Annotated in this window: 14 protein-coding genes and 1 riboswitch; of the genes, 2 read left to right on the forward strand and 12 right to left on the reverse strand. The window is 73.0% G+C overall.

Annotation, left to right across the window (positions count from 1 at the left end; all coding sequences use genetic code 11):
- Positions 1 to 33 precede the first annotated feature (33 nt).
- The 9 genes from ACFYX3_RS31030 to bioB form a co-directional block, all read right to left on the reverse strand.
- Entirely contained in the window at positions 34 to 807 is a 774-nt protein-coding gene (locus tag ACFYX3_RS31030; RefSeq protein ID WP_389020371.1) for an SGNH/GDSL hydrolase family protein, read from the reverse strand.
- A 100-nt stretch (positions 808 to 907) separates the two neighbouring features.
- A complete protein-coding gene (locus tag ACFYX3_RS31035) occupies positions 908 to 1927 on the reverse strand; it encodes a hemolysin family protein (protein ID WP_389020374.1) in 1020 nt (339 codons plus the stop codon).
- Positions 1924 to 3264: a hemolysin family protein gene (locus tag ACFYX3_RS31040; RefSeq protein WP_389020377.1), complete on the reverse strand. Its 1341-nt coding sequence runs from the start codon at positions 3262 to 3264 to the stop codon at positions 1924 to 1926. The genes ACFYX3_RS31035 and ACFYX3_RS31040 overlap by 4 nt, the downstream gene beginning before the upstream one ends.
- 198 nt (positions 3265 to 3462) lie before the next feature.
- Positions 3463 to 3900 (reverse strand): GNAT family N-acetyltransferase, encoded by a 438-nt coding sequence (locus tag ACFYX3_RS31045; RefSeq protein WP_116162237.1) that lies wholly within the window; start codon positions 3898 to 3900, stop codon positions 3463 to 3465.
- A gap of 39 nt (positions 3901 to 3939) precedes the next feature.
- Entirely contained in the window at positions 3940 to 4602 is a 663-nt protein-coding gene (locus ACFYX3_RS31050; protein WP_389020382.1) for a class I SAM-dependent methyltransferase, read from the reverse strand.
- A gap of 12 nt (positions 4603 to 4614) precedes the next feature.
- A complete protein-coding gene (locus tag ACFYX3_RS31055) occupies positions 4615 to 4959 on the reverse strand; it encodes a VOC family protein (protein ID WP_376584171.1) in 345 nt (114 codons plus the stop codon).
- Positions 4960 to 5107: 148 nt separating this feature from the next.
- Positions 5108 to 5839, reverse strand: a complete 732-nt coding sequence (bioD, locus tag ACFYX3_RS31060; RefSeq protein WP_389020386.1) for a dethiobiotin synthase — start codon at positions 5837 to 5839, stop codon at positions 5108 to 5110.
- A gap of 106 nt (positions 5840 to 5945) precedes the next feature.
- Positions 5946 to 7226 carry an adenosylmethionine--8-amino-7-oxononanoate transaminase gene (locus tag ACFYX3_RS31065; RefSeq protein ID WP_389020389.1) on the reverse strand — a complete coding sequence of 427 codons (1281 nt, stop codon included), beginning with the start codon at positions 7224 to 7226 and terminating at the stop codon, positions 5946 to 5948.
- Positions 7219 to 8457 (reverse strand): biotin synthase BioB, encoded by a 1239-nt coding sequence (gene bioB, locus ACFYX3_RS31070; RefSeq protein WP_389020392.1) that lies wholly within the window; start codon positions 8455 to 8457, stop codon positions 7219 to 7221. Before bioB ends, ACFYX3_RS31065 begins: the two co-directional genes overlap by 8 nt.
- Before the next feature lie 143 nt (positions 8458 to 8600).
- Here bioB and ACFYX3_RS31075 point away from each other — a divergent pair, with 143 nt between their 5' ends.
- Both ACFYX3_RS31075 and ACFYX3_RS31080 read left to right on the forward strand, forming a co-directional pair.
- The gene (locus ACFYX3_RS31075; RefSeq protein ID WP_385661163.1) at positions 8601 to 9803 is read left to right on the forward strand and encodes an 8-amino-7-oxononanoate synthase; all 1203 of its coding nucleotides are present in this window, start codon (positions 8601 to 8603) and stop codon (positions 9801 to 9803) included.
- Positions 9804 to 9973: 170 nt separating this feature from the next.
- Complete coding sequence (locus ACFYX3_RS31080) at positions 9974 to 10411, forward strand: ATP-binding protein (protein ID WP_389020396.1); 438 nt, start codon at positions 9974 to 9976, stop codon at positions 10409 to 10411.
- A 63-nt stretch (positions 10412 to 10474) separates the two neighbouring features.
- On the opposite strand, the gene ACFYX3_RS31085 is transcribed toward ACFYX3_RS31080, so the two are convergent.
- The 3 genes from ACFYX3_RS31085 to ACFYX3_RS31095 all read right to left on the reverse strand — a co-directional run bounded on the left by ACFYX3_RS31085 (position 10475) and on the right by ACFYX3_RS31095 (position 12407).
- Entirely contained in the window at positions 10475 to 10951 is a 477-nt protein-coding gene (locus ACFYX3_RS31085; protein ID WP_382658177.1) for a C40 family peptidase, read from the reverse strand.
- 2 nt (positions 10952 to 10953) lie between these two features.
- Positions 10954 to 11076, reverse strand: a riboswitch (cyclic di-AMP (ydaO/yuaA leader).
- A 400-nt stretch (positions 11077 to 11476) separates the two neighbouring features.
- Positions 11477 to 11782: a hypothetical protein gene (locus tag ACFYX3_RS31090; RefSeq protein ID WP_376584185.1), complete on the reverse strand. Its 306-nt coding sequence runs from the start codon at positions 11780 to 11782 to the stop codon at positions 11477 to 11479.
- A 7-nt stretch (positions 11783 to 11789) separates the two neighbouring features.
- Positions 11790 to 12407: an ATP-dependent Clp protease proteolytic subunit gene (locus tag ACFYX3_RS31095; RefSeq protein ID WP_382658174.1), complete on the reverse strand. Its 618-nt coding sequence runs from the start codon at positions 12405 to 12407 to the stop codon at positions 11790 to 11792.
- Positions 12408 to 12441: the final 34 nt, after the last annotated feature.

The following is a 12441-nucleotide window of genomic DNA, read 5'->3' on the forward strand; positions in this document are numbered from 1 at the left end:
CGGTCCCGTGTGGAGCTTGCTACGAGACGCAGCTCACTCGGGCTCGTACGGCAGGAGCTCGGGGCGCTTGGGCGCGCGGCCGTCCCCCGAGGAGCGGCCGGTCAGGCGCCGTCCGATCCACGGGCCGAGGTGCTCCTTGGCGAAACGGGCGTCCGCGACCCGGCGGCTCGCCCAGCCGGGCCGCACGGCCGGGGGAAGCGGTTCGCGCCAGTCCGCCTCGGGCGCCAGGCCCAGGGTCTGCCACACGGCCTCGGCGACCCGCCGGTGCCCGTCGGCCGTCAGGTGGAGCCGGTCCACGTCCCACAGCCGGGGGTCGCCGAGCGACGGGGCCCCGTACAGGTCGACGACCAGCGCGCCGTGCCGGTCGGCGAGCGTGTCGATGTGCTCGAACAGCTCCTCCATCCGGGGGCGGAAGCGCTCCATGACCGGGCCGTTGCGGCCGGGGCTGCGCATCAGGACCAGCTGCCCGCAGGAGGGGGTGAGGCGTTCCACCGCCTCGGTCAGCAGGTCCCGCACCCGGACCATGTCGACCTTGGGCCGCAGGGTGTCGTTGAGCCCGCCGACCAGGGTCACCACATCGGCCTTCATGCCCGCGGCCAGGCCGACCTGCTCGTCAACGATCTGCCCGATGAGCTTGCCGCGGACGGCGAGGTTGGCGTAGCGGAACCCGGGGGAGCGGGTGGCGAGACGGGCGGCGAGGACGTCGGCCCAGCCCCGGTAGGAGCCGTCGGGGATGAGGTCCGACATGCCTTCGGTGAAGCTGTCTCCGACGGCGACGAGACTGTTGTACGTGGCATTGATCTCCATGGCGGAGCGATCATACCGCGCGGTATGGCGGACCCCGGGACCCGAGGTACGGCGGCCCCGGGGGCCCGGCGGTGTGCCGGGCCCCCGCCCGCGACGCGGGCTACGGTGCTGTCGGGCGGCCCACCAGTTCTCTCAGGACGTCCTCCATCGTCACCAGGCCCGCCGGCTTGTCCGCCTCGTCGAGCACCGCCGCCAGGTGCGTCCGGCTGCGGCGCATCGCCGTGAGGACGTCGTCCAGCGGCGTCGCCGCCCGGACCCGGGCGATCGGCCGCAGGGCCGACACCGGGAACGGCAGGTCGCGCGGCGTGACGTCCAGGGCGTCCTTGACGTGCAGATAACCCAGGATGCGGCGCTCGGCGTCGACCACGGGGAAGCGGGAGAACCCGGTCCGCGTCGCCAGTGCCTCCAGCTCCTCCGGAGTGGTGCCCGCCTCCGCGTACACCACCTTCTCCGCCGGCATCACGACGTCCCGCACGGGGCGCCGGCCCAGCTCCAGGGCGTCGTGCAGCCGCTCGGCGGCCCGGTCGTCCAGGAGACCCGCATCGCCCGCGTCGGTGACCATCCGGGCCAGCTCGTCGTCCGAGAAGGTCGCCGCGACCTCGTCCTTGGTGTCCACCCGCAACAGCCTGAGCAGCGCGTTGGCGAAGGCGTTGATCGCGAAGATCACCGGCCGCAGCGCCCGCGCGAGCGTCACGAGCGGCGGCCCGAGGAGCAGCGCGGAGCGCGCCGGGTCGGCGAGCGCGATGTTCTTCGGCACCATCTCGCCGAGCAGCATGTGCAGATACGTCGCCAGGGCCAGCGCGATCGCGAACGAGATCGTGGCGGCCACGCCGTGCGGCACGCCCATCGCGTCGAAGACCGGTTCGAGCAGGTGCTCGATGGCCGGTTCGGCGACGATGCCGAGGACCAGGGTGCAGAGCGTGATGCCGAGCTGCGCCGCCGCGAGCATCGCGGAGACGTGCTCCAGGCCCCAGATGACACTGCGCGCCCGCCGGTTCCCGGAGTCGGCCAGGGGCTCGATCTGGCTGCGGCGGACCGAGATCAGGGCGAACTCGGCGCCGACGAAGAAGGCGTTGACGACCAGGGTCAGCAGGCCGATCAACAGCTGGACCGCGATCATCGGCCGGCCTCCCCGGACTCGTCGTGGGTGTCGTGCGCGGGGGCGTGCAGCAGGACGCGTGCGGCGCGGCGGCCCGAGGCGTCGACGACGTCGAGGCGCCAGCCGGCCAGCTCCACGGTGTCGCCGGCGGCGGGGATGCGGCCGAGTTCCGTCGCGAGGACGCCCGCGAGCGTCTCGTACGGGCCGTCCGGCACCCGCAGGCCGATCGCGGCCAGCTGGTCCGTACGGGCGGCGCCGTCGGCGGACCACAGCTCGCGCCCGTCCGCGTCCTCGCCGGCCCGCGCCAGGTCGGGCGTCTCGTGCGGATCGTGCTCGTCGCGTACCTCCCCGACGACCTCCTCGACGATGTCCTCGAGGGTGACGACTCCGGCCGTGCCGCCGTACTCGTCGATGACGACGGCCATCGTCTGCTTGCCCGAGAGGCGGTCGAGGAGCCGGTCCACGGTGAGGGTCTCGGGGACGAGCAGCGGCTCGCGCAGCATCTCGCCGATCCGGCGGCGGGGCCGCTCCTCGGCCGGTATCGCGAGCACGTCCTTGATGTGGGCGATGCCGACGACCGCGTCGAGGCTGCCCCGGTAGACGGGGAAGCGGGACAGGCCGGTCGCGCGGGTCGCGTTGGCGACGTCCTCGGCGGTGGCCTGCACCTCGAGGGCGGTGACCTGCACGCGGGGCGTCATCACGTTCTCCGCGTTGAGCTCCGCCAGGTTGAGGGTGCGGACGAACAGCTCGGCCGTGTCCGCCTCCAGGGAGCCCTCCTTCGCGGAGTGCCGGGCGAGCGCCACCAGCTCCTGCGGGGAACGCGCGGAGGCGAGCTCCTCGGTCGGCTCCAGGCCGAGGCGGCGCAGGATCCGGTTCGCGGTGTTGTTGAGGTGGCTGATGAACGGCTTGAAGGCGGCCGTGAACACGCGCTGCGGGGTGCCCACCACCTTCGCGACGGCGAGCGGCGAGGAGATCGCCCAGTTCTTGGGGACGAGCTCGCCGACGACCATCAGGACGACCGTCGACAGGGCGGTGCCCAGGACGAGGGCGACGGAGGAGGCCGTCGAGGACGAGAGTCCGATCGACTCCAGGGGGCCGCTGATCAGCGCGGCGATCGACGGCTCGGAGAGCATGCCGACGACCAGGTTGGTCACGGTGATGCCCAGCTGCGCGCCGGAGAGCTGGAAGGTGAGCGAGCGGACGGCCTTGAGCGCGCCCGACGCGCCGCGCTCGCCGCGCTCCGCGGCGGCTTCGAGCTCGCCGCGCTCGACCGTGGTCAGCGAGAACTCGGCCGCGACGAACGCGCCGCACGCGAGCGCGAGCAGGAGCGCCACCACGAGCAGAAGCACTTCGGTCATCGGTTCACCTCCGTCCCATGATCAGTCAGAGGGAGAGGGATCGCTCGATGTCGGCGGTCGGAACCAGTGCTACTGGGAGGCTCGCCCATGGGCGGACGCTCACACCTTTCGGTCGTCGGGAGGAATGGACACCATGGTAAAGGATCGGCAAAGCGGGGTTGTGGGCCCCCGGTGATCACCCCGTGGCGATCCCGGTGGTCACTTCGCGGCCCGGTCCGCGAGCGGCTTCACCCAGCGGCGCCAGCGCTCCTCGCGCTCGTACCCGGCGGCCGTCCACAGCGCCTGTCCCGTCCCGTTCGCCTCCAGGACCATGGCGTCCGCCCGCCGTCCGCCGAGCGCCAGGAACCTCTCCTCGGCCGCGCGCAGCAGCGCGGTGGAGATCCCGCGGCGGCGGTACGAGGGCAGGACGGCGAGCCGATAGAGGGAGGCGCGCCAGCCGTCCCAGCCGGCGATCACGGAGCCGACGATGACGCCGTCGGCGAGGGCGAGGATCAGGGCGTCGGGGTCGCGCTCGACCAGCCGGGTCACCCCGTTCACGTCGTCCGAGATGGACGTGCCCTCGGCGGACTCCTTCCAGAAGGCCAGGACGGCCTCGGCGTCGGCGGGTACGGCGGAACGTATCTGCAGGTCGATCATGACCGGATCCCATCACGTGGCGCGGCGGGGCTGCAGGAATTACCGCCGGGCCGTGCCCAGGACGCAGGGGGAGGACGGCAGGCGTGGGCCCTGCTCCGGGACGTCGAAGGAGCGGTACGAGACGAGGTCGAAACCGGCCGCCTCGATCGCCGCGAGCGGGGTACGGGAGGTGTGGCAGCCGCCGAAGAGCAGCGGCCAGACCGTGCGGTCGAGCCCCCGCTGCACCCGCGCGAGCCCGGGCGTGTCCGCCGCACCGTGCTCGAAGAACCGCAGCTCGCCGCCGGGGCGCAGGACCCGCCGCAGCTCGGCGAGGGCCTCCGGCACGTTCCGTACGGTGCACAGCACCAGCGAGGCCACCGCCGCGTCGAAGGAGCCGTCCGGCTCCGGCAGCGCCTCGGCCGTGCCCGGCAGCACCGTCACCGGGACGGCGGCCCGGCGCCCGGCCTCCTCGGCGAGTCGGCGCAGATGGGGCTCCGGCTCGACCGCGACGACCTCGGTGACCCCGGCCGGGTAGTGCGCGAAGTTCAGGCCGTTCCCGGCCCCGATCTCGACGACCCGGCCGGTCAGCCCGGCGAGCAGCTCCGTCCGCAGCGCGCCGAGACCGCCCCGGGTGTCGGCGGAGGTGCTGAACCGGGCGTAGAAGCGGGCGAAGAGCGGATGGTGGACGTGGGGAGTTCGGGGCGCCGGAGGGTTCGGGGTCATCGCAGCCGCCCCTCAGCCCGTCACGAAGCAGAACTCGTTGCCCTCCGGGTCCCGCATGACCTGGAAGGAGCCCTGCTCGTCGGTGACGAGCCCGCCGACCGTGACGGCCCCGAGCGGCAGCACCTCTTCGGCCGCCCGCGCCGGATCCGGCACCTCCAGGTCGAGATGCAGCCGGTTCTTCGCGGCCTTGCCCTCCGGCACCCGCTGGAAGGCGATCCGTACGAACTCCGGCGGATCCACGTACGACCAGTCGGCGCTCCGGTCGACGGGCTCGCCGCCGAGGAGCCCGGCCCAGAAGCGGACGAGGGCCGCCGGGGCGGCGCAGTCGAAGACGATCTCCTGAACGTGTGCGCGCATACGGTCAGCGTACGGAGAGGAATGCGGGTCGTGCTTCCCCGCGCGCCCTTGGTGAGGGCCGTGCCTTGCGCGCGTGCCGTCCGTGTACGGAGACCGTGCTTTCCGCGTACGGAGACCGGTGCTGCCCGCGCGGTCTCCGCGCGTGCCCTCAGCTCGCGGAGAGCGGTGCCGCCTGCGCCTCGGTGAACGCCTGCGCGTCCCACGTGCCGCCGAGCTCCGGCCCCAGCCAGCCGCCCGCCGCCGCCCGGAACTCCGCCGGGTCCAGCGCCCCCGAACCCTCCGGTACGGCTCCGAGCAGCGGAGCGCCCGCCGCCTCCGGCAGGTCCGCGAGGTTGCAGCGCGCCGCGAGGTCCGGCGCGTCCGGCCAGCTGCCGACGACCACGCCGAGCTGCTCGATCCCGCGCGCCCGCAGCGCCTCGGCCGTCAGGGTCGTCGAGTTGAGCGTCCCCAGACCCGCCGGGACCACCACCAGGACCGGCGCGCCGAGCAGCGCGGCGGCGTCCGCGAGCGTGCCGCCTTCCTCGTCGAAGCGGACGAGCAGGCCGCCCGCGCCCTCCACGAGCACCAGGTCGTGCTCCTCGGCCAGCTTCCGGGCCGCTTCGGCGACCTCCCCGGGCCCGACCGGGGCGAGCCCGGCCCGCCGGGCGGCCGTGCCCGGGGCCAGCGGCTCCGGGAAACGGCCCAGTTCGGCGGAGGCCGTGGCGCCGGAGAGGCGTACGACCTCGTCCGCGTCGCCCTGCTCGTCCGGGGCGAGGCCGGTCTGGGCCGGCTTCAGGACGGCTACGGAGCGGCCGGCGGCCGTGGCCACGGCGGCGAGGGCTGCCGTGACGATGGTCTTGCCGATCTCCGTGCCGGTGCCGGTGACGACGATGATGCCCATGGGGCGTCCTTTCTTGTTCGGTGCGGGGCCGGTGGGCTGGGGTGGCGGGAGCCTCTGGCGCCGGCAGGGGCGCCGTTCCGCGTGCCCGCCACTGCCCACAACGGCGTCAGCCGGCTGCAGCCGCCGCCCGTACCGCCGCGCAGATCCGGGCGAGGTCCTGCTCGTCCGTCACGTACGGCGGCATCGTGTAGATCAGGTCTCGGAACGGGCGGAGCCAGACGCCCTCGCGGACTGCCGCGCGGGTCGCCGCCGTCATGTCGACCTCGTGGTCGAGCTGGACGACGCCGATCGCGCCGAGCACCCGTACGTCGCGGACGCCCGGGAGGTCGGCTGCCGGGGCGAGGCCCTCTCGGAGGCCCGACTCGATGCGCTTGACCTCGGCCTGCCACTCCTGGGAGAGCAGCAGGTCGATCGAGGCGACGGCGACCGCCGCCGCCAGCGGGTTGCCCATGAAGGTCGGCCCGTGTGCCAGGACCGGGACCTCGCCGCGCGAGATCCCGTCGGCGACGCGGCTCGTGCAGAGCGTCGCCGCCATCGACAGGTAGCCGCCGGTCAGCGCCTTGCCCACGCACATCACGTCGGGGGAGACCCCGGCCTGGTCCGCGGCGAACAGCGTGCCCGTACGCCCGAACCCGGTCGCGATCTCGTCGAACACCAGCAGCACGTCGTGCGCGTCGCAGGCCTCGCGCAGCACCCGCAGGTACGCCGGGTCGTGGAAGCGCATGCCGCCCGCGCCCTGCACGACCGGTTCCACGATCACCGCCGCCAGCGCGTGCGCGTGCTCGGCGATCCGGGCCCGCAGCAGCTCCGCGTACGACTCCTCGTACGCGGCCGGCGGCGCGTCCACGAACACCTGCCGCTGGAGCACCCCCGACCACAGCTCGTGCATCCCGCCCTCGGGATCGCACACGGACATCGGCTGCCAGGTGTCCCCGTGGTAGCCGCCGCGCCAGGTGAGGAGCCGCTGCTTCTCGGGGCGGCCCAGGGAACGCCAGTACTGCAGGCACATCTTGGCCGCGACCTCGACGGAGACCGAGCCCGAGTCGCTGAGGAAGACGTGCCGGAGCGGTTCGGGGGTGATCTCGACCAGCCGGGTGGCGAGCCGGACGGCGGGCTCGTGGGTGAGCCCGCCGAACATGACGTGGCTCATCTTCTCCAGCTGGCCGCGCGCCGCCTCGTTGAGCACGGGGTGGTTGTAGCCGTGGACCGCCGACCACCACGAGGACATGCCGTCGACCAACTCGCTCTGGCCCTCGACGGGTTCGGCGAGCCGGAGGCGCACCCCGGACGCGGACGCGACGACCAGCGGCTCCGCACGGCCCGGCATGGGGCCGTACGGATGCCAGACGTGCGCCCGGTCCAGGGCGAGGAGCTCGTCGTTACGCATTCGGCGCGAGGTCCGTGCCGGCGCCCCGGCGGCGCACGGCCACCAGATCGGTGCGGGCCTCGTTCGCACGGGCCTCCTCGGCCGCCGGCGCCGCGTGTCCGCCGCAGGGGCCGCAGCCGCCGGCCTCCTCCGCGTGACCACCGCAGCCCGTGCCCTCCGCGGAGGCCTCCGAACCGCAGCCCGCCGAGGCCTTGGAGCCGCAGCCGCCCGCCGCCGCGAGCGCGTCCGCGCGGTGCTTCGGCAGCGTGGTCGTGCCCGCGCCCTCCACCTCGAAGCCCGCGTCCGCGATCATGTCCAGGTCGGCCTGGCCGGCCTGGCCCTCGCTGGTCAGGTAGTCGCCGAGGAAGATCGAGTTCGCGATGTTCAGCGCCAGCGGCTGCATCGAGCGCAGGTGCACCTCGCGGCCGCCGGCGATCCGCACCTCGACGTCGGGGCAGACGAACCGGACCATCGCGAGGATCCGCAGGCAGCGCTGCGGGGTGAGGTTCCACTCCTTGGCGAGCGGGGTGCCCTCGAACGGGATCAGGAAGTTGACCGGCACCGAGTCCGAGTCGAGCTCACGCAGCGCGTAGACGACGTCGACGAGGTCCTCGTCGCTCTCGCCCATGCCCGCGATCAGACCGGAGCAGGCCGACAGACCGGCGGCGTGCGCCTTCTGCACGGTGTCCACGCGGTCCGCGTAGGTGTGGGTCTTGGTGATGTCCCCGTACGTCGCCTCGGACGTGTTCAGGTTGTGGTTGTACGCGTCGGCGCCGGCCTCCCGCAGCCGCTCCGCCTGGCCGTCGGAGAGCAGACCGAGGCAGGCGCACACCTCGACGCCCTCGTTCTGCTCCTTGATCGCCTCGATCGTCTTGCCGACGCGCTCCACGTCCCGGTCCGTCGGGCCGCGGCCGCTGGCCACCAGGCAGACCCGCTTGGCGCCGCCGGCGACACCCGCCGCCGCGGCCTGCGAGGCCTCGTCCGGCTTCAGCCAGGTGTACTTGAGGATCTCGGCCTTCGAGCCGAGCCGCTGCGAGCAGTACGAGCAGTCCTCGGGACAGAGACCGGACTTCAGGTTGACCAGGTAGTTCAGCTTCACCCGGCGCCCGAACCACTGACGGCGCACCTTGCCGGCCGCCGCCACCACCTCGAGCAGTTCGTCGTCGGAGGTCGCCAGCACGGCGAGCGCTTCTTCACGGGTCGGCAGCTCGCGCCGCAGCCCCTTCTCCACCAGCGTGTTCAGGAGGTCCATAACCGCAGATCCTTGCCTACCGCCCGCCCCCTGGCCAAGGAGGATCCGAACAAACGCCCCCGATCGAGGTGTGTGGATGACCACATCCCGACCTCGGCATCCTGCGGTTAGGGTCTGTGCGCTGCCTACAAAAGGATCGCCGCATGCCACAGGCCGAGGACGCACGCGCCGCGGGCGCCGACGACGCACGGGCCGCGGGCCCGCGCCGTACCGCCTTCGACTGGACCGACGCGGAGGCGCGCCGCCGGGCCGAGGCCGGTCTCGTCCGGACGTTGCGGCCCCGGGCGGCCGAGTCGGACGTCCTGGACCTGGCGAGCAACGACTACCTCGGCCTCACCCGCCGCGCCGAGGTCACCGAGGCGGCGGCCGAGGCGGCCAGGCGCTGGGGCGCCGGCTCCACCGGCTCGCGGCTCGTCACCGGCACCACCCGGCTGCACACCCGCCTGGAGCGCGAACTCGCCGACTTCTGCGGTTTCGAGGCGGCCCTCGTCTTCTCCTCCGGCTACACCGCGAACCTCGCGGCGCTCACCGCGCTCTCCGGCCGGGACTCCCTGATCGTCTCCGACGCCTCCAACCACGCCTCGATCGTCGACGGCTGCCGCCTGGCGCGCGCTGAGACCGCGGTCGTCCCGCACACCGACGCCGAGGCCGTCGCCAAGACCCTGGACGCCCATCCGGGGCGCCGGGCACTCGTCGTCAGCGACTCCGTCTTCTCCGTCGACGGCGACAAGGCCCCGCTCCCCGGGCTCGCCGACGCCTGCCGCGCGCACGGCGCCGGGCTCGTCGTCGACGACGCCCACGGCTTCGGCGTCCTCGGCGACGGCGGCCGGGGCGCGCTGCACGAGGCCGGGCTCGCGGGCGACGAGGACGTCGTCGCCACCCTCACCCTCTCGAAGTCCCTCGGCAGCCAGGGCGGCGCCGTCCTCGGCCCGGCGCGGGTGATCGAGCACCTGGTGAACGCCGCCCGCACCTTCATCTTCGACACCGGGCTCGCCCCCGCCGCCGCGGGCGGCGCGCTCGCGAGCCTGCGGCTGATCGCGGCCGAACCAGGCCTCGCCGAGCGGGCCCGTACCGTCGCCACCACCCTGCACCGGCTGCTCACGGACGCCGGGCTGACCTCGGCCCGTCCCGACGCGGCCGTCGTCTCGGTCCACGCCCCCTCCCCGGAGGCGGCGCTGCGCTGGGCGGCGGACTGCCGCGAACAGGGCCTGGCGGTCGGCTGCTTCCGTCCCCCGTCCGTCCCCGACGGCATCTCGCGGCTGCGGCTCACGGCGCGGGCCGATCTGACGGACGCGGAGATCGCGCACGCGGTGGAGACGATCCTGCGGACCGCGCCGGCGGTCTGACGTCCCGTCGGGAGTCCCAAGCGCGGTCCCGGGCAGCAGAGTTCACCGCTTCGGGCGACAGATGGGGACATATCTTGGTGGAACGCCTGCCGGGGCGGCACGATCGGTGGGACTCTGACGCGAAGCGCGATCCGGGGCAGAAGCCCCGGCGGGAAAGGGACAGCGTCGCCATGGCAGACCATCAGGAAGCATCCGTCACTCTGCCGAGCGATCCCGCGTCGGTCCCCACCGCCCGGCGGTTCGTCGCGGAGGTCCTCGACGGGTGGGGCCTCGACGGTGCCGACGACCTGGCGGACGCGATCCGCCTGATGATCTCGGAGCTGGCCACCAACGCCGTCCTGCACACCTTCGGGCAGTCGCCCACGTTCACGGTCGACGTCCGCCTGGAGCGCGAGGAGCGCCTCCACATCGGCGTCACCGACAGCCACCCGCGCTGGCCCCGCCGTCTTCCGGCGGCGGTCCAGCAGGACAACGGCCGGGGCATGGTCATCATCCGCTCCCTGGCGGCGGAGGCGGGCGGCCGTCTGTCGGTCACCCCGACGGAGGAGGGCGGGAAGACGGTCTGGATCTCCCTCCCGTGGGCCTCCACGGCGGCCTCGTACGCGTAGACCCGGCGCAGGGGTGCGGCGGCGCCACCGCACCCCTGGGGCGGGCTCAGTGCCCGGCGGGCGTCATCGGACGCGGCCGTAGTAGACCCTCGACGTCCAGATCGGGTCGAGCTTCACCCAGGATCCCGTCTTGGGCGAGTGCCAGATCTTGCCGCTGCCGGCGTAGATGCCCACGTGGTAGACGCTCCCGCCGGAGTGGAAGAAGACCAGGTCCCCCTTCTGTCTGCTGGACGCGGAGATGTGCCGGGTGTTGTTGTACTGCTGCTGCGCGGTGCGGGGCAGCCACTTGCCCGCCTGCTTGTACGCGTAGAGCGTCAGACCGGAGCAGTCGAACCGGGTGGGTCCCGCGCTCCCGTACCGGTACGGGGCTCCCTTCTTGGACGCGGCGACGCTCAGTGCCTTGTTCGCGTAGGTGGTCGCCGCCTGGGCCTCGGACGCCGCACCCGGTGCGAGCATCGTGCCGCCGACGGCGGCGAGGGTGAGAGCCGTGACGGCTCCGGCCCGGGACAGCAGGGACGGGACGTGCATCTGCGCAGTCATGCGCAACCCTTCGTCAGCCGCCTGCGAAGGATGACCTGTCGGGTTCGGGCTGGCGAAGATGCCCGGCCGCGGCTGCGGCTTCACCCCAAGGGACGGTCCCGCTGCGGAAACAGCGCGTACGTCCCGTACTGCCTGGGTCCTCCACTCCTGCCGATCCACTCCTGTCGACCAGACGTCCGGGACAGCGGCAGGACTCGGCGTCCGCCCGGACCGCCCCGCCTCGGATGGCGGGGGCTTGTCGTCGACAGGGATCTTGACCCACACCCAGGGCGAAATCCGAGCTGAAACGGCGATATGTGAGGCTCCTCACGACTGATCCATTCGGGTGGACAGGGTGCTTTCGCGATCACCGGAGGTTTGGCCTACGAGCCCCGTACCAGGGGCGGAACGCCCCATTCCGCCAGATGCGTACACCTGTTGCGCAACTCACCCGACCCATATGTCGACTCGTCGACTACGCCGAACGGGGGAGCGATTCTGCGGTGCGTGTCGGCCGTACGGACCTCGACACGACATGCCGGAATGTCAACTCGCCCGTGCGTGGGGGACGGTGACGCGGTCGGTGCGGCGCTCTCCGTCCAACACCCGCAGGGCGCGCGCCAGTGTGTCCGCGTGCACCTCGCTCTCGCCCCGCATATGCATGAGCGTCAGGGCCTCGCGCAGCGCCTCCGCGCGCCCCACCAGGGCCTGTGCCGCCCGTAGTGCCCCATAGGTATGCGTACCTCTGGATGGGTTGATCTTCCCAAGGAGGTCGACGACTTCGAGGTAGGCGTCGATCAACTCGCCCTCGGCCCGCGTCAGCGCGGGCAGCGGCGGCAGCTCGGGTACCACGGCCGGCTCACCGCGCCGCACCGGCGTCGCGCCGGTTCGTGATCACGTGGTCCACCAGCCCGTACGCGACGGCCGCCGGCGCGTCCAGGACGGTGAGGCGGTCGATGTCGGCGTCGATCCGGTCCCGGCTCTGCCCGGTGTACTCGGTGAGCATCCCGGCCGTCAGGGCGCGCAGCCGGAGCAGCTCGCGCGCGTGGATGTCGAGGTCGCTCGGCTGTCCCTGGAGGGGTTCGTCCATGGCCGGCTGGCGGAGGGTGACCCGGGCGCCGGGGAGGACGAGCCGCTTGCCGGGGGTGCCGGCGGCGAGCAGGACGGCGGCGGTGGAGGCGGCCTGCCCGAGGCAGGTGGTCTCCACGTCGCAGGAGAGCGTCCGCATCGTGTCGTGGATCGCGGTCATGGCGCTGATAGAGCCGCCGGGGGAGTTGATGTAGAGCGCGATGTCCTGACCGGGGGCCGCGTAGTCGAGGTGCAGGAACTGGGCGATGACGTCGTTGGCCGAGGTCTCGTCGATCGGGGTGCCGAGGAAGACGATCCGGGACTCGAGGAGCTTCGAGTACGGGTCGAGGGTTCGCGTTCCGAAACTGGTCCGCTCCGTGAACTCGGGCAGGACGTGGCGGGCATCCATGGCTGAGCACCTCCAGCTGTCTGTAAAAAATGTA

It is taken from the genome of Streptomyces sp. NPDC002463 (assembly GCF_042889835.1).
GTDB classification, from domain to species: Bacteria; Actinomycetota; Actinomycetes; order Streptomycetales; family Streptomycetaceae; genus Streptomyces; species Streptomyces nymphaeiformis.

Coding starts and splice junctions, on each gene's coding strand:
- ACFYX3_RS31035 (WP_389020374.1), bottom strand. CDS start 1,927: ATGATCGCGGTCCAGCTGTTGATCGGCCTGCTGACCCTGGTCGTCAAC.
- ACFYX3_RS31050 (WP_389020382.1), bottom strand. CDS start 4,602: ATGACCCCGAACCCTCCGGCGCCCCGAACTCCCCACGTCCACCATCCG.
- ACFYX3_RS31030 (WP_389020371.1), bottom strand. CDS start 807: ATGGAGATCAATGCCACGTACAACAGTCTCGTCGCCGTCGGAGACAGC.
- ACFYX3_RS31095 (WP_382658174.1), bottom strand. CDS start 12,407: ATGGATGCCCGCCACGTCCTGCCCGAGTTCACGGAGCGGACCAGTTTC.
- ACFYX3_RS31080 (WP_389020396.1), top strand. CDS start 9,974: ATGGCAGACCATCAGGAAGCATCCGTCACTCTGCCGAGCGATCCCGCG.
- ACFYX3_RS31075 (WP_385661163.1), top strand. CDS start 8,601: ATGCCACAGGCCGAGGACGCACGCGCCGCGGGCGCCGACGACGCACGG.
- ACFYX3_RS31065 (WP_389020389.1), bottom strand. CDS start 7,226: ATGCGTAACGACGAGCTCCTCGCCCTGGACCGGGCGCACGTCTGGCAT.
- ACFYX3_RS31040 (WP_389020377.1), bottom strand. CDS start 3,264: ATGACCGAAGTGCTTCTGCTCGTGGTGGCGCTCCTGCTCGCGCTCGCG.
- bioD (WP_389020386.1), bottom strand. CDS start 5,839: ATGGGCATCATCGTCGTCACCGGCACCGGCACGGAGATCGGCAAGACC.
- bioB (WP_389020392.1), bottom strand. CDS start 8,457: ATGGACCTCCTGAACACGCTGGTGGAGAAGGGGCTGCGGCGCGAGCTG.
- ACFYX3_RS31085 (WP_382658177.1), bottom strand. CDS start 10,951: ATGACTGCGCAGATGCACGTCCCGTCCCTGCTGTCCCGGGCCGGAGCC.
- ACFYX3_RS31045 (WP_116162237.1), bottom strand. CDS start 3,900: ATGATCGACCTGCAGATACGTTCCGCCGTACCCGCCGACGCCGAGGCC.
- ACFYX3_RS31055 (WP_376584171.1), bottom strand. CDS start 4,959: ATGCGCGCACACGTTCAGGAGATCGTCTTCGACTGCGCCGCCCCGGCG.